This is a genomic window from Streptomyces sp. NEAU-YJ-81 (assembly GCF_017592595.1).
Taxonomy (GTDB): domain Bacteria; phylum Actinomycetota; class Actinomycetes; order Streptomycetales; family Streptomycetaceae; genus Streptomyces; species Streptomyces hygroscopicus_B.
This window is the reverse complement of sequence record NZ_JAGFNO010000023.1, coordinates 156,321-174,930: the sequence shown is the minus strand read 5'-3', so window position 1 is coordinate 174,930 and position 18,610 is coordinate 156,321. Positions and strand designations below refer to the sequence as shown.

General features: G+C 70.5%; 16 protein-coding genes and 1 pseudogene. 10 read left to right on the top strand and 7 right to left on the bottom strand.

The genetic code is table 11. The annotated features are described in order from the left end of the window. Nucleotides 1-163: 163 nt before the first annotated feature. Complete coding sequence (locus J5X86_RS35850; RefSeq protein WP_208520839.1) at nt 164-985, bottom strand: SDR family NAD(P)-dependent oxidoreductase; 822 nt, start codon at nt 983-985, stop codon at nt 164-166. A gap of 116 nt (nt 986-1,101) precedes the next feature. Between J5X86_RS35850 and J5X86_RS35845 the strand changes: the two genes are divergently transcribed. Beyond that, entirely contained in the window at nt 1,102-1,701 is a 600-nt protein-coding gene (locus tag J5X86_RS35845) for a TetR/AcrR family transcriptional regulator (protein ID WP_208520838.1), read from the top strand. A gap of 334 nt (nt 1,702-2,035) precedes the next feature. Here J5X86_RS35845 and J5X86_RS35840 read toward each other — a convergent pair whose 3' ends face one another. After that, nucleotides 2,036-2,836 carry an alpha/beta fold hydrolase gene (locus J5X86_RS35840; RefSeq protein ID WP_208520837.1) on the bottom strand — a complete coding sequence of 267 codons (801 nt, stop codon included), beginning with the start codon at nt 2,834-2,836 and terminating at the stop codon, nt 2,036-2,038. A 43-nt stretch (nt 2,837-2,879) separates the two neighbouring features. Further along, on the bottom strand, nt 2,880-4,181 hold the full coding sequence (locus J5X86_RS35835; RefSeq protein WP_208520836.1) for an MFS transporter: 1,302 nt from the start codon (nt 4,179-4,181) through the stop codon (nt 2,880-2,882). A 98-nt stretch (nt 4,182-4,279) separates the two neighbouring features. Here J5X86_RS35835 and J5X86_RS35830 point away from each other — a divergent pair, with 98 nt between their 5' ends. From J5X86_RS35830 to J5X86_RS35820, 3 genes are all read left to right on the top strand, one after another. Continuing rightward, nucleotides 4,280-4,852, top strand: coding sequence for a TetR-like C-terminal domain-containing protein (locus tag J5X86_RS35830; RefSeq protein ID WP_208520835.1), 573 nt, complete (start codon nt 4,280-4,282; stop codon nt 4,850-4,852). A 648-nt stretch (nt 4,853-5,500) separates the two neighbouring features. Beyond that, complete coding sequence (locus tag J5X86_RS35825; RefSeq protein WP_308124818.1) at nt 5,501-6,610, top strand: hypothetical protein; 1,110 nt, start codon at nt 5,501-5,503, stop codon at nt 6,608-6,610. A gap of 132 nt (nt 6,611-6,742) precedes the next feature. Beyond that, nucleotides 6,743-6,967 (top strand): hypothetical protein, encoded by a 225-nt coding sequence (locus J5X86_RS35820; protein WP_208520833.1) that lies wholly within the window; start codon nt 6,743-6,745, stop codon nt 6,965-6,967. 67 nt (nt 6,968-7,034) lie between these two features. On the opposite strand, the gene J5X86_RS35815 is transcribed toward J5X86_RS35820, so the two are convergent. Next, nucleotides 7,035-7,337, bottom strand: a complete 303-nt coding sequence (locus J5X86_RS35815; RefSeq protein WP_208520832.1) for a peptidase inhibitor family I36 protein — start codon at nt 7,335-7,337, stop codon at nt 7,035-7,037. Nucleotides 7,338-7,650: 313 nt separating this feature from the next. Further along, nucleotides 7,651-8,652, bottom strand: a complete 1,002-nt coding sequence (locus J5X86_RS35810; RefSeq protein WP_208520831.1) for a helix-turn-helix domain-containing protein — start codon at nt 8,650-8,652, stop codon at nt 7,651-7,653. Nucleotides 8,653-8,859: 207 nt separating this feature from the next. Here J5X86_RS35810 and J5X86_RS35805 point away from each other — a divergent pair, with 207 nt between their 5' ends. The 5 genes from J5X86_RS35805 to J5X86_RS35785 all read left to right on the top strand — a co-directional run bounded on the left by J5X86_RS35805 (nt 8,860) and on the right by J5X86_RS35785 (nt 13,305). After that, nucleotides 8,860-9,156, top strand: coding sequence for a hypothetical protein (locus J5X86_RS35805; RefSeq protein ID WP_208520830.1), 297 nt, complete (start codon nt 8,860-8,862; stop codon nt 9,154-9,156). A gap of 427 nt (nt 9,157-9,583) precedes the next feature. After that, nucleotides 9,584-10,819, top strand: a complete 1,236-nt coding sequence (locus tag J5X86_RS35800) for an acyl-CoA dehydrogenase family protein (RefSeq protein ID WP_208520829.1) — start codon at nt 9,584-9,586, stop codon at nt 10,817-10,819. Nucleotides 10,820-10,893: 74 nt separating this feature from the next. Continuing rightward, nucleotides 10,894-11,697 carry an alpha/beta hydrolase gene (locus tag J5X86_RS35795; protein ID WP_243982308.1) on the top strand — a complete coding sequence of 268 codons (804 nt, stop codon included), beginning with the start codon at nt 10,894-10,896 and terminating at the stop codon, nt 11,695-11,697. Between the two features lie 34 nt (nt 11,698-11,731). Continuing rightward, a complete protein-coding gene (locus tag J5X86_RS35790; protein ID WP_208520828.1) occupies nt 11,732-12,271 on the top strand; it encodes a flavin reductase family protein in 540 nt (179 codons plus the stop codon). A 14-nt stretch (nt 12,272-12,285) separates the two neighbouring features. Next, nucleotides 12,286-13,305: an LLM class flavin-dependent oxidoreductase gene (locus tag J5X86_RS35785; RefSeq protein ID WP_208520827.1), complete on the top strand. Its 1,020-nt coding sequence runs from the start codon at nt 12,286-12,288 to the stop codon at nt 13,303-13,305. A gap of 35 nt (nt 13,306-13,340) precedes the next feature. Here the strand turns inward: J5X86_RS35785 and J5X86_RS35780 are convergent, their stop codons facing one another. Together J5X86_RS35780 and J5X86_RS35775 are read right to left on the bottom strand one after the other, a co-directional pair. After that, entirely contained in the window at nt 13,341-16,310 is a 2,970-nt protein-coding gene (locus tag J5X86_RS35780) for a glycoside hydrolase family 2 TIM barrel-domain containing protein (RefSeq protein WP_243982307.1), read from the bottom strand. Nucleotides 16,311-16,384: 74 nt separating this feature from the next. Then, entirely contained in the window at nt 16,385-17,212 is an 828-nt protein-coding gene (locus J5X86_RS35775; RefSeq protein WP_078646375.1) for a carbohydrate ABC transporter permease, read from the bottom strand. 146 nt (nt 17,213-17,358) lie between these two features. Between J5X86_RS35775 and J5X86_RS35770 the strand changes: the two are divergent. After that, nucleotides 17,359-18,573 (top strand): annotated as a pseudogene (locus J5X86_RS35770) (RNA-guided endonuclease InsQ/TnpB family protein). Nucleotides 18,574-18,610: the final 37 nt, after the last annotated feature.

The following is an 18,610-nucleotide window of genomic DNA, read 5'->3' as shown; positions in this document are numbered from 1 at the left end:
GTTCGAATCCTGCGTGGCCGAACAGCGCCTCCCAGACCGGCGGGCAGCCCGCACCGCGGTCGACTCCGGCGGTTCCTGGCGGTGCAGCGTGCTTGCCGGTAGATGCCCGTCCCGGCGACTGCGCAGCGGGGCGGGGACGGGCATGTCGTGGCGCGGGACCCGGTCAGCCAGGGGCGATACGGCTGAGGTGCTCCCAGGACCGGTACAGATCCGCTCGGGCCTGGCCCATCTCCAAGACGTGATCAAAGGACTGGCTGCCGACTATCAGCCGTCGGGGCGGGTCCGGCAGTGCGGCCAGCTCCATGATGACCGGGGCAGCGGTTTCCGGCTCCGGGCCGACGGCGTCGCCCCACATCGCCTCCATCTCGGTTCGCAGGGGCTGATACTGCGCCAGGGGTTCGGTGGTCGTGGTGCCGGTGGTGAACAGGCCGGTGTTGTAGCCGCCCATCTGCACGTTGGTGACCTTGACGCCGAACCCTTCGACCTCCATCGCCAGTGCCTCGCTGACCGAGTCCAGCGCGGCCTTGCCTGCGCCGTAGAAGCCGACGGTGGCCATGCCGCCGCCACTGCCCATCGAGGTGACCTGGAGGAGCCGTCCCCCGCCTTGGGCGCGCAAGTGAGGAAGGACCGCCTGAGCCACCCACACAGCGCCGAAGAAGTTCACATCCAGATTCGCCCGGATCTGTTCCTCCGTGGCTTCCTCCACCATGCCGTAGAGCATTCCGCCTGCGTTGTTGACGACAACGTCCAGTCTGCCGAACGCGGCTGCCGCACGCTCCACCCCGTCGAACACACCCTGACGGTCGGCGACATCCAGCGAAAGCGGGACCAGGTGGCCGGGGTACTTCTCGGTCAGTTCCTCCAGGGGCCCGACGTTGCGGGCGGCAGCCACTACTCGGTCGCCGCCTGCCAAGGCGGCCTCGGTGAAGGCTCTGCCCAGGCCGCGGGATGCACCGGTGATGAGCCAGACTCTTGCATTCGCCACGGCGCCTCACTCTCAGTAAAGGAAACGGTTCGTCTCGATTCGTTTTGAGTCTAGGGCATCACTCGAAGTCCAGCAATACGGATCGTCTCGTTTTGTTTTAGGGGTAGGGTGGACGCATGCCTGACGAGAAGGGGCCGGACCACTCCCGGCGCAAGGAACGGTCGCGGCGGGCAATCCTCGCGGCTACCCGCGCCCTGGTCGCAGAGGAGGCGTACGAGAAGGTCACTGTCGAAGCCATCGCTGCCCGTGCCGGCGTCGGCAAGCAGACGATCTATCGGCGGTGGCCGTCGAAGAGCGCGGTCGTCTTCGCCGCCGTTCTGGCTCTGAGTGAGGATGCGGACGGGCAGTCGGTCGCGCTGCCGGACACGGGCGACCTTCAGGCAGACCTCAAGCTTGTCATGCGTGCCACGGCGGAGGAGTTCGCCGACCCGTCCTTCGACAGGCTGATCCGGGCCCTCAATACCGAGATCGCCAATGATGCCGTGCTGGCGGCCGAGTACCGCGAGAAGCTGGCCCAGCCGCTGGAAGAAGCGAAGAAAGCACGCTTGCGCAGCGCCCAGGAAGTCGGCCAGCTCGACGCCGACGCCGACCTCGACCTGGTCCTCGAAGTGCTCTACGCCCCCCTCTTCCAGCGGTGGCTGCACCGGAGCGGTCCGCTGACCGCCGTATACGCCGACTCACTTGTCGACGCGACCCTCAGAGCTTTCGGCCCCTGAAAAGGAGTGGATCCACACCCGCAGAGCTCGGCCCGGTCGGCTCCTGCCCCCTGAGCGCCCGTCTCCAAGCGTTCCAGCCCGGAGACGTAGGTGGTGACTCCGGGACCGGACCTTTTGATCGCACGGGCCTGCGGCTATCCGTGAACTGTCCAGCTCCCCGGGCGACGGCTCCGTGGCGAACCGGCCGTAGCGGGCCTCTTGCTCAGCAGACAGGTATTCAACAGGCATGCCGAGGACCGTAGACCCCGCTGACCAGGCAAAACGGGCACGTCACCGAACCGGAATCAAGATCGCTCCGCTACCGCTGATTTCCGTTCGGATGCTCCCCGAGGGCCTATTCGGTTGCCACGCCGGCCAGAAGCTCCGCCGTGCCTTCGGGCGCCTCCACCGGGAAGTGGTGGCTGCCCAGGTCGACGGGCACGATGTCGAAGCGGTCCCCATAGCGGTCGATCGCTTCCCGCGTCACCAGGTCACGTATCGCGAACACGGTGATCGGCTGCTTTGTCGCGCGCAGCGCCGCGTCCATGTCCCAGCGCATCAGACCCTCGATGGAACGCAGACCCGCGGGCTGCCGGACCGCGACCATCTTCTTGAAGTACGAAGCCTTGAGGGCTGTGTCGGTCCCTGCCGGCGAACCGGCCTCGACGAGACCGTGCACCCCTCCGGCGAAGTCCTCACGGAACATGCTCAGCATCGCATCGGTCTGCTCTTCGCTCAGCGCGGGGAACAGGGACAAGTAGTGCAGCGCGTCGAGTGCGACCACACGCGAGACCGGGTCGGGGAGTAGTCGCCCGACCTCGACGGCGACGGCCCCGCCGAGGGAGTGCCCGGCCACGACGCACGTGTCCACCGACTCGGCTTCCAGTACCGCCGCCACGTCGCGAGCGAACTCTTCCATGGTCCAGACGTCCCGCGTCGACCGCGACTCGCCATGCTCGGCGAGGTCGATCGCGAGAACGCGGTAGTCCTCGGGCAGATGGTCGGTCACCGCGTCGTAGTCGCCGCGGTTGCACGCCCAGCCGTGGATGAGAGCCAGAGTCGGCCCTCCGGCCGGACCGCTGGCCGTGTACCGGATCGTCGTGTGGTCCGATCGCTGAACCTCGAGGTTCTTCCTGGTCCTGCTTGCGTTCGTCACGGTGTCTCCTTGTGCTGTTCCGGATGGTAAACGGGGTATCGGTTCAGTGGCATGAAACGGCGGTCGCGGGATCCGCCGCGGCGACGGGAGCCTCAGCCGCAGGGGCCATGGCGGCACGGCGCTCCGCCCGTATCTGGTTCAGGCGCAGGATGAGGGCAGTGGCAGCGATCACCGCGATCGCCAGCGCGTAGATCCCGGTGGCGGTCCTCACTCCCAGGGCGGTGACCGCGATTCCGCCGAGGACGGAGGGCACACTGTTTCCCAGATAGGCGATGATGTTCGCCAGGGCGAAGACCTCGCTGCGCTCGTGCGGCTTGGCGATCCGGGCGAAGGTGCCGAACGTCGCCAGCACCGAAGCGCCCATGCCGAGACCCGAAACGACGGTGCCGACAGCGGCAAGCCAGGCGAGGTCATCGGCGACCCCGGCAAGCGATATCAGGGTGCCGAGTCCGAGCAGTGCGGACGAGGGGGCCAGCAGCGAGGGCGCGGGACGGGAGCGGAGCAGGAAGACCGCGAGCGCTCCGGTGCCCGTCAGGAGCGTCACCACGACGCCGCCGATCAGATGGCTGCGCAGCCCCAGCAACTCGGCCGCGACGGACGGGCCGAGCGAGAGGTACATCCCGGCCAAGGCCCAGCCGGCGATCATCGCAGGCACCACCGGGACGATGTCGGCGCGCAGGTGCGCGGGCATCGCGACCCGCGGGCGCAGGGAGGCGACGGCCCCCGGCCGGCGGAGCGACGTCTCCGGCATGAGGGCGACGACCACCGCCGCCAGCGCCATTGCGCCGAACAGCAGTGTGTAGACCAGCCGGGTCGGGGCGGGGCCGAACTCCACCAGCACACCGCTGCCGAGGGCACCCAGAGCGAGCCCGGTCAGGGGAGACACCGAGGTGATGACGCCTGCGCGCCCGCGGGCATGCGACGGCTCGAGATCGACAAGGGTGGCGCTCAGGGTGGTCGTCGCCGCCCCGGTCGCGATGCCCTGCAGCACCCGGGCGGCGGACAGGACGAACACGTCCCCGGCGACGTAGAACAGGACGAGTGCGACCATCTCCAGCCCGATCGCCGCGGCGAGCACCGGCCGGCGGCCGAGATGGTCCGACAGCGCTCCCACGACGAGCAACGAGCCCAGCAGGCCGACCACGTAGAGGGCGAAGACGACGGCCAGCACCCACGCCGTGAAATGCCATTGCTGCCGGTAGACCGCGTAGAGCGGGGACGGTGCGCTGGAAGCGGCCAGGAAGAGGACGAGGATGGCGCCCACGTAGGGGAAGGCACCCTTCCGCGGTGCGCGGTGCGGATCCCCGGCGGGCGGTCCGGCGGTGACTGCAGGTGGAGCAGGCATATGGATTCTCGCAGTGATCGATGCGTTAGTGGCTTCACGCTACCGTAAACGCATTGATCGCTGCATTCAAACGCAGTGATCGATGCCATACTGGTCATATGTCCACTCGCGTCGCCCCTCCGCCCCACACCGGCAGCCGGCCCGGCGGCCGCTCCGCCCGAATCCGCGCGGCCGTCCACCGGGCCGTCGAGGAGCTGCTCACCGACGAGGCCGACGAACTGCTGACGATCCCGGTCGTAGCGGCCCGCGCGGGCGTGCACGCCACCACGGTCTACCGCCGCTGGGGCTCCGTCGGCGAACTGCTCACCGACGTCGCGACCAGCCGTTTCTCCGGCGATATCGTGGTGCCGGACACCGGAAGCCTCCGCGAGGATCTGGAGCGCTATGCGTCCGACCTCGCCAAGGACCTCAACGACCCGGACACGCTCCCTCTGGTGCGCGCCACCATCGGCACAGCCGGAGATCAAGGCGCCAGCGCATGCACGGGCGAACGCCAGCAACAGCTCCAAGCCATGCTCGAACGGGAACAGGCCCGGGGCAATCAGACCCCCACCGTCGAACGCGTCACGGACGCCGTGATCGCCCCTCTCTACTACCGGGCGGTCTTCACCGACCAGGCCCTCACCCCCGAATGGACACGCGGCCTGGTGTCACACCTGCTGCCGGACTGACAACACCCACACCCCCTCATCCGATCAGCCCAACGAGGCGCCTCAGCATGTTCTGGTCGAAGGTGGCCGACGGCCGGCCCCGGGCCAGGCAGAGGGTTCAGCCGCAGCAGACCCCCGGGCTGCGCCTCCCTATGCGCAAGGCGCATGCCGAGGCCGCTGTGCGGGCCTCGGACCTGGACTGGACGATCCTCCAGCCCTCGATGTTCGCCCAGATCGTCCTGTCGATATGGGGGAGGGCTCCGGCCCGGCAGGTGGGTCGCCGACTCTCCGTCCCGGGCCTCGGACATGCGCGCCATGTGGGAGGGCTACGACCGGCATGGCCTGCGCGGCAACCGCAACGTCCTGCGGATGCTACTCGGCCGTGAACCAGCATCCTTCGAGCAAGCGGCCGCTGCGTTCGCGGCGCGAGGCTGAGTAGGAGCGCGGCGATCCCGAGTTGGCGCCGGACATGCGGGTGGCGTTCCGGCGCCCCGCACCCGCCTGCGCTTGGGCCACGCTCGGGGGCAGGTCGCGAGGTGGTGGCGGGACGCAGCCGTTCCCGCAGAGCTTCGCGGAATCAACCAGCCGTCGTGCAAGGCGGCCGCCGCCTCATGTGAGGATGTGTCAATGGCATTGCTGAGGAAGCGCGGGAGGCGGAGGGGCGGGCTCGTGGCCGCGGCGAGTGCGGCGCTGGCGCTGACCGCCTGCGGCCCGGGCGGCTCCGACGACGGGGACCACGGGGACCACGGGGACTACGGGGACCGCGAGGCGAAGTACAAGCGCGTCATCGAAGACGCTCACCCGCGCCCCGCCAATGTCATCGAAGCGGCCGGCGCACCCACCGGCGTCGTCCGCGCGGACGACGGCTCGCTGCTCCTGACGTACAACGCCGGCAACGTCGAGGACGACGAGGGACCGGCCGCCACCGCCTGGCGCATCGTCGGCCCCGACGGCCATACGGTCGCCGAGCACGCGGAACACGCGGACGCGGAGGCAGCGCCGACCGCGTTCAAGGGGGTGCGCGGGGGCTTCGTGCGGGTGCCGGGGGAGGGAGCCGAGGGAGCGTACGCCCTCGATGTACGCGGCAAACCGCACAAGGTCATCAGCACCGAGACCCCGTTGCGCACCCGCCCCGGCGACGTCCTGCTCGCCGAACTGGAGCCGACCCTCATCTACCGCCCCGCCACGCGCACCGTGGCGCCCCCGGCCGGAGTGCTGGACGACGCCATCCGCTTCGACATCGACGAGCGAGGCACGGCCTGGAGCCTGGACCAGCCCCTGACCGAAGACCCCAACCGCGTCGTATGGCAGCACGACGGTCGCATCCTTGGCTCCACGGCCGTCCCGAAGCCGTTCACGGGGGGCATCCTCGCCGCGCGGGGCGGCACCGTGGCACTGTCCCTCACCCGGGGCGGGGGCGTACGCGGCCTGTTGGTGACGACGGACGGCGGCGAGCGCTGGCAGACGGTCCTCACCGGCGGCATCCCCTGGAGAGACCTGAAGCGTGGCCCGGAGGCGCTGGTCCTGGAGGTGCTTGCGGACGGACGGCTGCTCGTCGGCGAGGAAGGCGGCCGTTACTGGCTCGCCGATGACCGCATCAACAGCGCCTTCCACGAACTGAAGACGCCGGCGAAATTCACGTCGATGACCGTCGACGGCACGACCCTCTACGGCATCGCGGACGCGACGACGGCGACGTACGACCTGGTGAAGGGCGAGGGGCTATGGATCTCTCGCGACGGTGGACGCGAGTGGCGGCGCTACGAGCAGCGCGGGTAGCGGCGCAACGAGCGCGTGCACGCATCCGCAAGCTTCCCAACCGCCACCCCGGCGCACGAGCCGCCGCCCCAGCCGGGATGACACTGACCTCGCCCGACGAACAGATCCCAGGCCCGCACCGGTGGCGCCACCTTGCCGGAGTGGCTGCTGTCGGCGAAGGAACTGCCCGGCCGATACGGTGTGCACACCGCGATCGGGTGGGCCGCCGACGGTCCGGATGCCGAGGCGTCCGGACCGGAGAACACCGGCGTCGGCACGCCCAGGTGTCAACGGGGCGCTGACACCCACCGCTCCTGCGCCGCCCACCCGGGCACGGTCGAGGCCGAGCCGGACACGGCGGTCCGGTGCCGGCTGTGACGGGGTGCGGCACGAGCGGGGCCGTGGTGAGTGAGCGGGTGCGCACCTTCGCTGGTCTCGGGCAGGCTCAGCAGGCCGCGTCGACGGAGCTCAGCTTGTTGTCGTGGGCAGGGTTGAGGTTGCCCTTGAATCCACCCGGCATGGTTCCCAGCCGCCCGGTGTAGGTGCCGTCGTAGAGGACGATGGGGGTCGGTGTCCTGTTCCAGGCCGACGTCGCCTTGCCGTCGAGGTAGTCGGGGAGATGGTGTCGTCCGCAGCTGGGGACGGTCCAGAACAGCCCTTCGCCCTGGAAGTGCTGGAAGAAGCACGTGCCCGCCCCACAACGGTCGTACGCGTCCTGCGCGATGGCGTCGCTGCTGGTTCCGGTCACCCTGTACAGTCCTTCGACCCCGGCGACTTCGGTGAAGCGGGTCTCGGATGCGCTTGCGGCGCTCGGTCCGGCAAGTGTCGCTGCGAGCGCGGCGACACCGGCGGACAAAGCTAGCAATTTCCGCATGGATGTTCCCCCTTTTGGCTAGGAGTGTGGTGCTGATGTGGCGCAGCAATCCAGCTGTGTTCAGTTGAACGAGGGGCGGAAGGCGCGGGGGCCGCGGTAGGGTGCCGGCGTCCCCCTGCCTTCCCCCGGTTCCCTCACACACATCGTGGCGCGCGCCGTCGGCCGCGAGTTGGCGATGCGTGCGGGGTTACTTGTCGCTCAGCGCGGCCCGCCGCGTATCCGGCAGACCGCGCGGCGCCACCTGCCGGAGCTCTCTGGGCGCCACGCCGTACGCGGCGCGGAACGCTCGGCTGAAGTCCGCTGGGCGCAGAAACCCCCACCGGGCGGCGATGGCGCTGATCGACCGTCGTCGCAGCCGGGGGTCGGTGAGGTCGGCGTGGCAGCGTTCCAGGCGGCGCCGGCGTATCGAGGCCGCCACGGTCTCCCCTTGCTGCCGGAAGAGCGTGTGCAGGGAGCGCACGGAGAGGTGATGGTGTGCCGCGATATCCGCCGGTCCCAGGTCCGGATCGCCGAGGTTGTGGTCGATGAAGGCGTTGACGCGGGCCAGCAGGGCCTGTTGGCGGGTCTCGGCGGGAAGGTCGTCGTAGGCTCCGAGGTGCTGGGCCAGACAGGCGCCCGTCAGGTCGAGTGCCATCGCCCCTAATCGGCTCAGATCGCACGGGTCGCAGTCGCGGCCGTAGGCGTCCAGTGTGGTCATGAACCGGGCGAGAATCGCTCCCATACCGGTGCGGGCCGACAAGGGCTGGGCGAGGAGCCGGTGGACCTTGTCCGGTGGCAGCGGCAGCTCCTCGCGCGGCAGCTGCATGATGACCGACTGGACGTGACGGCCCTGGTCGGGCACCGCGCCCTCGAACGGGTGCGAGACATCCCAGAGCACCATGTCACCGAGCACCAGCCCGGAGTCCTGGCGCCGCTGGCTGACCCACAGTGGGGCGCCGGAGACGAAGGTCAGCTGGTACGTGCCCGGGTCGGCCCGCCGGATGTCCGCCCAGGTGCGTCTCAGGTGCGCGGGCGGGCTATGGAACGCGACCACCCGTACGGAGCCGAGATCCAGTACGGAGGCCCTCGCGGGAAAATCGACAGCGGCCTTCGTGCTGCTGAGAGTGAGAGGGGCCAGCTCGTGGGAGAGCAGATCGGCCCAGAAGGGGAACCGGTCCTGCGCGGGCAGATCCTTGTTCGATACGTTCAACCACATTCCGCACCCCCGGAATCACCGTACCGACGACCGCGTCGCCGCCGCGGACCAGGCGGCCCCACGATGTACCCGATGGTGTACCTACTGAGGCTGTCGTCTCGATCGGGTCGCGGTCGTGGCGACCGGGAGGCTGCCCGGCCTGATGGCCAGGATTCCCATCAGCCCGTGGTCTGTCCTGGCGAGAGTGCGAGGCGCTGCGGTGTGCCGAGCCGGTGGCGATGGGAGCGGGCGCGCACGGCGCTCGCCGAGGTGGGCCTGGACGGGAGCCGGATAGCCGCCGACCTCGCCGTGGAGTTTCCGGCGCCGCGCCGGCACGGCACCCCCGAGTCCGTCATGCTGTGCGAACGACTGCTTGCCCGGCTGGGTGTCGAGGTGCCCTCCGGGCAGCAGGGGATCGTCCGGGAGCCGGGTGGTAGCCGCCTCGTCAGCGCTGATGCGCTGACGAAGGCGCAGGTCGCCGGGGTTCCGCACGATGAGACACCTAAAGGTGTCCATTGACAGCGGCTTCTGCGGTCGCGACCATAAGGGGTATGCACTCGACGCATCCGGGCGTGCTCTGCCGCTACGTGGACTACCTGCGCACCTCCAGCGCTCTTTGTCGCTGAGCGGCGATTTTCACCGTCCCTGGGAGCGCTCGGCACCTTGTAGGTGACCGCTTCCCGCCACCGGCTCGGCCCGGAATTCCTCCTCAACTCCCGTGAGCCCGGGCGTGATCAGCCGCCCCCGGATCGACAGACCTTGCTCCGGCCGTCCCCGGAGCCGTGCGCGGTGTTCGTAGGCGCGGTGTTCAGCGACGGGCCGCGGCCCCGCCGGTGACGGTCCGCGTCCGCCGCGCCGATCACCACGCTCCCGGGGATCGGACCACCGCGGGCGCCGCACCCCGTACGACCACGACCGCCGACGCGACAGCCACTCCGGAGACCCCGTGACCTCCACCACCGACCGGACCCACCGCTCCACAGCCCTGCCGCCCCTGGACTTCGACCGGCTTCCCGAGCTCACCGCGGCGCTGGCCGTCCGCGCTCCCGCACACGACCGCGACGCCTCCTTCCCCACCGAAGGGGTCGCCCTGGTCCACGAAGCCGGGCTGCTCACCGCCACCGTCGCCACGCGGCACGGCGGGCCCGGGGCCGGGCTCGCCGACACCGTCCGCATCCTGCGTGCCCTCGGCGCCGGCGACCCGGCCGTGGCCCTGGTGGCGGCCATGACTCTGTTCGTCCACGCCGCCGAGGCCCGTACGCCCGCCTGGCCGGCCACCGTCTACGCCGACTTGCTCGCCGCGTCGGCCGCGGGCCCGGCCCTGGTCAACACCCTGCGCGTCGAGCCGGAACTCGGCAGTCCGATCCGCGGCGGGCTGCCCGCCACCACCGCGCGGCGCGACGGTCGCCACTGGCTGCTGACGGGCCGGAAGATCTACTCCACGGGGGCGATCGGGCTCAGCCGCATGCTGGTCTTCGCGCGCACCGAACCCGGCGACGGGGAGCCTGTGCGCGTCGGCACCTTCATCGTCCGCTCGGGCAGCCCCGGGCTGACCGTGGAGCCGACCTGGGATCACGTCGGTCTGCGGGCCAGCCGCAGCGACGACGTCGTCCTGGATTCCGTACCGGTCCCCGCCGACGACGTCATCGGCCTCACCGAGCCCGGCGACACGCCGGGCGCCCGCCCGGACCCGGTGACCGGGGCCTGGAACGCCCTCGGCCTGACCGCGCTGTACCTCGGCGTCGCGGGCGCCGCCCGCGACTGGCTGACCGGCTTCCTCCACGAGCGCGTGCCCACCGCCCTCGGTGCGCCGCTTGCGACCCTGCCCCGCTTCCAGAGCGCCGTCGGCGAGATCGAGACGGCCCTCATCGGCGCCGACACGCTCGTGGACGCGCTCGCCGCCCGCGTCGACGCGGGCGACCCGGAGGCCGCCGAACGGGCGGGCGTCGCCAAGGTCCTCGGCACCCGCGCCGCCATCACCGCCGTCGACCAGGCGCTCACGCTCACCGGAAATCACGGCCTCACGCGTGCCAACCCGCTCCAGCGGCATTACCGGGACGTGCTGTGCAGCCGTGTGCACACCCCGCAGGACGACTCCGTCCTCACTGCCACCGGCCGCGCGGCACTGGCCCGCCGGTTCACCGCCACCGCGTCCAACCCACCTGCCCCGAAAGGCAATTGACCCATGACCCCACGCTCCCCATCGCCCGCGTCGTCGGTCGAGTTCATCGGCATGATCGAGACCGAGGAGGCCCGATGACCACCGCACCCACCGTGCCCGCCGCCACGGTGCACAGCTGGCAGCCACCCACCGGAGTCCTGCCGCGGGGCACCCTCCTCGTCCTGCCCGGCCGCGGCGAACACGGCGGCACATACGAGCGCTTCGGCCGCAGACTCGCGGCGGACGGGTATGTCGTGCACGCCCTCGATACAGTGCCGGAGCACACGGCGCGGGAGGTGCTGACCAAGGTGGCGGCGGCCGCGGGTGAACGCCCGGCCGCGCCGATCGTCCTCATCGGCAGCGACACCGGCGCCCTCCAGGCCCTCCACGCGGCCGCCGACACCGATGCGCCGCTCGCGCCGGCGGGCCTGATCCTCGCCGGAACCGCGCCGACGACGGATGGACCCGCACCGGCCACCGGCGCCACCGGCGCCACCGGCGACGACCAAATCGTCGACTGGGAAGCCGAGTTGGCGGCGCGCACCGCTTGCCCGACCCACCGCGAGAAGATCACCGACGACCGGGAGTTCGTCCGAGGGCGCCTCTTCGGCCCCGTACCGGCGCATCTGCTCCCCGACACCCGGCCCGACCTCCCCGTCCTGGTCCTGCACGGCGAGGCGGACCCGATCTCTCCGCTGGAGCAGGCCCGCGGCCTGGCCGAACGACTGCCCCACGCGACCCTCGGCGTACTGCACGAGGGCGTGCACGACGTGCTGAACGACGCCACTCACCGCACCACGGCGGCCACCATCGTGCTGTGGCTGGAACGCCTGCGCGCCGACCGGGAGATGAGCCCGCTCCTCACCCTCGAAACCGGCGCCCACCCCGCACATTCCTGACCGTCCGGCACCGCCCCCTGGGAAGGTAATCAGCATGACCGTGTCCACTGGCCGCCCCGCCACCGAACCGGCGACCGCCCCCACCGGAGCCGACAACGGCGACATACTGCGCCGCACCCTGCGCAGGCACGCGGCCGGCGTCACGGTCATCACCGTGCCGGGGCCCGCCGGGTTCACCGCGACCTCGTTCACCTCGGTCTCACTCGACCCGCCCCTGGTCTCGTTCTACCTCGGCGCCGCCGCCTCGACCGCCGGCGCCGTCCAGCGCGCGGACCGCTTCGCCGTCCATGTGCTGGGCGCCCACAACGCCGCGCTCGCGGGGCAGTTCGCCCGCAGTGGCACCGACCGCTTCTCGGGTGTCTCCTGGCAGGACGCGGGCGACGGTCTCCCCGTGCTGGACGGAGTACCGGCATGGCTCGCCGCCCGCGTGACCCGGTGTGAACAAGTCGGCGACCATCTTCTCGTGATCGGCGAGGTGCAGTCCGGAGGCGGTCCTGCCGAGGGGCCCGCCCTCGTCCACCACGACGGCGCGTTCGCCACCGCCGTCAGCCTCACGTCGTTGACCGCCATGTGACAGGGAGCCGCACCATGCCGTTGACCTCGAAGCCCCTACGGAAGCTGGGCTTCCTGACCATAGGGCTGTTCGACGAGGCCGACCCTCACCGGGGCCATGAGTCGACACTGCAGATCATCGAGATGGGCGAACGGCTGGGCTTCGACAGCGCCTGGGTGCGCCACCGGCATCTGCAATACGGCATCTCCTCCCCGATGGCCGTGCTGGCGGCGGCTTCGCAGCGCACCAGCCGCATCGAGCTGGGCACCGCGGTCATACCCGTGGGATGGGAGAACCCGCTGCGGCTGGCCGAAGACCTGGCGACAGTCGACATCCTGTCCCGGGGCCGCCTCAACCCGGGGGTCAGTGTCGGTCCGCCGAACCACTACGACCAGGTCAAGGGCGCGCTCTACCCCGACACCGCCGACCTCGAGGACTTCGGCCACGAGCGGGTGCGACGGCTGCTGGACTTCGTACGCGGCGAACCGGTCACCGACTTCAGCGGTGTCGAGGGCTTCGAGGTCTTCTCCGACCGCGTGCAGCCGCACTCCCCGGGGCTCGGTCGCCGCATGTGGTACGGCGGTGGCAGCCTGCGGTCGGCCCAGTGGGCCGGTGAACACGGAATGAACCTGCTCACCAGCAGTGTCGTGAAGGCGGAGGAGTCCGAGGACTTCGCCGAGATCCAGCTCTCGCACATACAGACCTTCCGCGCCCACCACCCCGACGGCGACTGTGCCCGTGTCTCCCAAGGGCTTGTCGTCATCCCCACCGACACCGCCTCGCCGGACCAGCGCGCGAAGTATGAGCAGTACGCCCTGCGACGCATGCCGCGCACCGCCACGCCCCAGGGACCGGCGCGCATGATGTTCGCGCCCGATCTCGTCGGCACCTCCGAGGAGATCGCCGAACGGCTCGCCTCGCACGCCGCTTTCCGGGAGGTCGACGAGGTGGCGTTCGCCCTGCCCTTCACCTTCGACCACGAGGACTACGTCCAGATCCTCACGGACATCGCCACCCGGCTCGGACCGGCACTGGGCTGGCAGGCGGCCCCGTAGCGCGCATCACCTCCACGCCGCCCGACGCGGGCGCGTCACAGCGGGCGCAGCACCCATGACCAGTGGTATGTGCCGGGGGCCAGCCGGTAGCGCGGGAGGGTGTCCGGGCCGCAGGACGCGGTGCCCAGGCCGCGGTGGGCGGCGTCGAGCTGGACCACGCACCGCGGCCTGGGGACCAGCTCGTCGTGGTGGGAGGCGGCCGCGAGGTCGGCCGCGCGGTACCGGGTGACCGAGACCTGACGGGGCGCGTCCAGCCGTACGCCGAGACCGGTGCCGGTGTCCGACAGCAGTGCGAAGCGGCGTACGCCGGACCGGCCGCCGCTCTCCTGGGGGCGCAGATAAGGGGTGAACAGGCTGTCCACGCGGGCCCGGTGGTGGCCCACTGGGCCGCCCGTCCGCCGGTCCGGGTAGGTCTCCCAGGGGCCCTGGCCGTACCACTGAAGGTGGTTCAGCCCGGCCACCGTCTCGAAGACCGTGCCCACGCGCGCGACGTCGGTCAGCCCCTCGGGGAGGACGGCGGTCTCCTCGATCAGCAGGCCGTCGTCATTGAGGAGGCCGAAGACCTGCTGGTGCTCGACGGGCCCGGCGCCGGTCGGGTAGACGGAGCGCACGCGGACGCGGCCGTCCGTCCGGTCGACCGAGACGGGTTCGCGGACGAGCCGGTCGAGGCCCAGCGCGCGCCAGTGGTCCGCGGCGCCGCCCAGCAGATCATTGTCGGTGGGCGCCCGCCACAGGCTCAAGGCGGGCGGGCAGGTCAGCAGCGGATGGCGCAACAGCCCTTCCGCGTCGACGTCGGGGGAGTGGGCGGACACCGCCACGGACGTCGCCACGGACACCCCCGCCAGTGGCGCCGGGGCGGGGCGTTCGCGCACCTGGATCTGGGGTGCGCACACCTCGGTGCCGCGCGGCGCCCAGGGCTCGTCGTGGCGCGTGGTCACCTGCAGCGTCAGCCATGCCTCGCCGCCGCCGGCGGCGCCCGCGGCGGGCAGTTCGGCCAGCAGCCCGTGGGGCAGGGGCAGGTCCGCCGAGGCCCCGGGCGGGAGGTCGGGCAGTGCGGCCGGGGCGGTGCGGGTGCCGCCGTCCTCGACGGACAGCCGCCACTCGGCCGTCAGCCAGGACACATCGCGGAAGTGCTGGGCGTTGGTGACGCGCGGCGGGCGGCCAGGATCGCTCCGTGCCAGCCGCAGCGGGGCGGCGATCTCGCGATGCTCGTACATGGCGGGTTTCGGGGTGCGGTCGGGGAAGACCAGACCGTCCGCGCAGAACGCGCCGTCGTTCGGCAGATCGCCGAAGTCCCCGCCGTACGCCCAGCGGTAGCCGTCGGCGGCCACCCCGTGGGCGTAGGCGCCGGACGCGGCAGGGCCGGCGGGGCGGCCCGTGGCCCGGCGCTGGAGGATGCCGTGGTCCCAGAACTCCCAGATGAAGCCGCCCTGGAGACCCGGGGTGGTCTCGATGGCCGCCCAGTGGTCGGCGAGGGTGCCGTTGCTGTTGCCCATGGCGTGCGAGTACTCGCACAGGATGAGCGGCTTGGTCTGCTCGCCGGAGGCGGCGTGCGCGGTGATCTCGTCCAGTGACGCGTACATCGGGCACAGGATGTCGGAGGCGATGTCCGCCCCGGACCAGTCGGTCTTGGCCGCCCCCTCGTACTGCAGCGGACGGGTCGGGTCGTAGCGGCGCAGCCAGCCCGCCGCCGCGTCGTGGTTCGCGCCGTAGTCGCTCTCGTTGCCCAGCGACCACACGATGATGCACGCGTGGTTCTTGTCCCGCAGCACCATGCGCGAGACCCGGTCCACGAACGCGCCCAGATAGCGGGGGTCGTCGGCGATCTCGTGGGCGTGGTCGTGGCTTTCGATGTCGGCCTCGTCGACAAGGTAGAGGCCCAGCTCGTCGGCGAGGTCCAGCAGCGCGGGGTCGTTCGGGTAGTGCGCGGTGCGGACGGCGTTGAAGCCGAAGCGCTTGATGGTCTCCAGGTCGGCGCGCATGTCGCCCGGGGTGACGGTGCGGCCGGTGAGCGGGTGGAAGTCGTGCCGGTTGACGCCACGGATGAAGACGCGTTCGCCGTTGACCAGCAGGTCGTTGCCCACGATCTCGACGGTGCGGAAGCCCACGCGGTGGCGGGAGGTGTCGGCGATGGATCCGTCGGGGCGGTGCAGCCGGATGTCGAGCCCGTACAGCTCGGGCGTCTCGGCGGACCAGCGGCGGACGTCGGGCACGGTCGCGAGGAGGCGCGCCTCGCCGAGGAAGTCCGAGACCCGGTCCTCCCGGACGCACCAGGCGGCGTACTCCTCGTCGGGGGTGAGTTCGCCGACCCCGTCGAGGTGTCCGGACACGCGCCAGCCCGCGGGCAGTGGCCCGTCCGCGTGGCGCACCTGGACCTCCACGCGCAGCCGTCCGTCGGCGGGGGCGCTGATCTTCACGTCGGCCAGATGCAGCGGATCGGTGGCGTAGAGGAGGACGGGGCGGGTGATGCCGCCGTGCCACCAGTGGTCCTGGTCCTCGATATGCGAGGCGTCGGACCACTTGACCACGGTCAGCCGTACGGTGTTGGCCGCCCCGGTCCGTACCGCGTCGGTGATGTCGAACTCGGACGCGAGATGCGAGTCCTTGCCGATGCCCACGGCCCGGCCGTTCACCTCGGCGATCAGCACGCTGGTCGCGGCGCCGACGTGCAGGATGACGCGGCGCCCGGCCCAGTCGGCCGGGATGTCGACGTCGCGCTCGTGTACGCCGGTGGGGTTGGCGGCGGGGGAGTGCGGCGGGATGTCGGGCCAGGGCATCCGCCAGTTGGTGTACTGCGGCAGGTCGCCGGTGTCCTGAGTGGTCCAGGCGCCGGGCACCTTCAGATGCCGCCAGTCCTCGGACGGGGGCACCTCCGGCGCGGGCAGTAGCTGGAAGCGCCAGTGGTCGTCGTCCAGCGAGATGGCGCCCGCCCCGCGGTCCACGGCATGCATCGGCAGCCGTCGCCAGGAGGTGAGTTCGGGCGACTCCCAGGGACGCAGGCCCATCGGGCGCGGATACGAAGGAGGCGGGTCCAACGGAGGCGGGTCCATCGGAGGCGTGTTCGGCGGACGCGGATCCATCAGCGGATGGCCCCCTTGGCGAGGTCCGCCATGATCTGGCGGGCGCCGATGAAGAACACGACGAGCAGCGGGATCAGGGCGAGCAGCGCGCCGGCCATCACCATGCCGTAGTCGGTGGTGCCGTTCACGCTGTTGAGCTGCGAGAGGGCGACCTGGAGCGTCACATGGTCCGGGTTGATCAGGGCGATCAGCGGCCAGGCGTAGTCGTTCCACTGGGCCATGAAGGTGAAGATGCCGAGGAAGGCGAGGCCGGGCCGGACCACGGGCAGCGCCACGTGCCAGTACTGGCGGAGGAAACCGCAGCCGTCCAGCCGGGAGGAGTCCATGAGTTCGTCGTGGATGGAGCCCTTCATGTACTGCCGCATCCAGAAGATCCCGAAGGCGTTGGCGGCCGCCGGGATGACGAGCGAGGTGAGGGAGCCGATCCAGCCGAGCTTCGCCATGATCACGAACTGCGGGATGGCCTGGAGCTGGGCGGGCACCATGAAGATGCCCATCATGATGACGAACAGCGCCCGGCGGCCCGGGAAGTGGAACTTCGCGAAGACGAAGGCCGCGAGCGAGTCGAAGAACAGCACGAGGAAGGTCACCGAGACGGCGACGACCAGGGTGTTGAACATCGACCCGAAGAAGTCGATCTTCTGGAAGAGATGGTGGACGTTCTCGTCGAAGTGCGACCCAGGCAGCAGCTTCGGCGGGTACTGGAAGATCTCCGTCGACGAATGGGTCGACATCACGATGGTCCAGTAGAACGGGAAGAGCGAGACGAGCACACCGGCGATCAGCGAGATGTGCAGGGTCAGCCCTCTGGCGCGGGTACCCTTCATCAGGTTCCTCCGTGGATACTCCGCCGTTCACGGCGGTAAGGAAACGGACTCCTGCGGAGCAGGGTGAGGAGCGGGATTTCGCCGCCAGGGCGAAAGACCGTGCCCTGACCCGCAGCTTTGATCTTCACTTGCAGTCCCGCTAGCTTGTGAGTGTGACCACGGCATGTGTGAAGCGGGCGTATCGGTACCGCTTCTATCCGACCGATGCGCAGGCAGCCGAGCTGTCGCGCACGTTCGGGTGTGTCCGGAAGGTCTACAACCTGGCGCTCGCTGCCCGGACCGAGGTGTGGGCCCGGTAGGAGCGCGTCAACTACAGCGCCACGTCGGCGATGCTGACGGCGTGGAAGAGGACCGAGGAACTGGCCTATCTCAACGAGGTCTCCTCGGTCCCGCTCCAGCAGACGCTGCGGCACCTTCAGACGGCGTTCACCAACTTCTTCGCCAAGCGGGCGAAGTACCCGCGCTTCAAGTCGCGGAAGACGTCCCGGAAGTCCGCCGAGTACACCACCAGCGGCTTCCGCTTCCGTGCCGGGAAGCTGACGCTGGCGAAGATGGCCGAACCACTGGACATCGTGTGGTCCCGCCCCCTGCCCGAGGGAGCGAAGCCGTCCACGGTGACCGTGTCCCAGGACGCGGCGGGCCGCTGGTTCGTCTCGGTGCTGTGCGAGGGCCCTGGCGTCCAGCAACTGGCCGCCACGAGTGCGGCGGTCGGTATCGACGTCGGCCTGGACCACTTGCTGACCCTGTCCACCGGGGAGAAGATCGCCAACCCCCGGCACGAGCGCCGTGACCGTGCCCGGCTTGCCCTGGCCCAGCGGCGCCTTGCGAAGAAGGCCAAGGGGTCCGCGAACCGGGCGAAGGCCCGGAGCAAGGTCGCCAGGGTCCACGCCCGGATCGCCGACCGTCGGCGTGACGGGCTGCACAAGCTGACCACTCGTCTCGTGCGTGAAAACCAAACGCTCGTGATCGAGGACCTGACCGTGCGGAACATGGTCAAGAATTGGAGTCTGGCCCGCGCCATCAGCGATGCGGCATGGTCGGACTTCCGGAGCATGCTGGAGTACAAAGGCGCCTGGTACGGGCGGGAAGTGATCGTGGTCGACCGCTTCTTCCCCTCCTCCAGGCGGTGCTCCGTCTGCGGCGCCCTCGCCGAGGCGATGCCGTTGCACGTCCGCACCTGGACGTGTGGCTGCGGCGCCACCCATGACCGTGACGTGAACGCCGCGAAGAACCTTCTGGCTGCCGGACGGGCAGTGTCGGCCTGTGGAGCCGGTGTAAGTCCTCAACGGAGAACTCCGGGCGGGCGGTCGGCGACGAAGCAGGAAATCCATGGGGCGACCGGTGGAATCTCCCGCCTCTAGGCGGGAGAGCGTCAAGCCTTTCACGATGGTCTCTCCC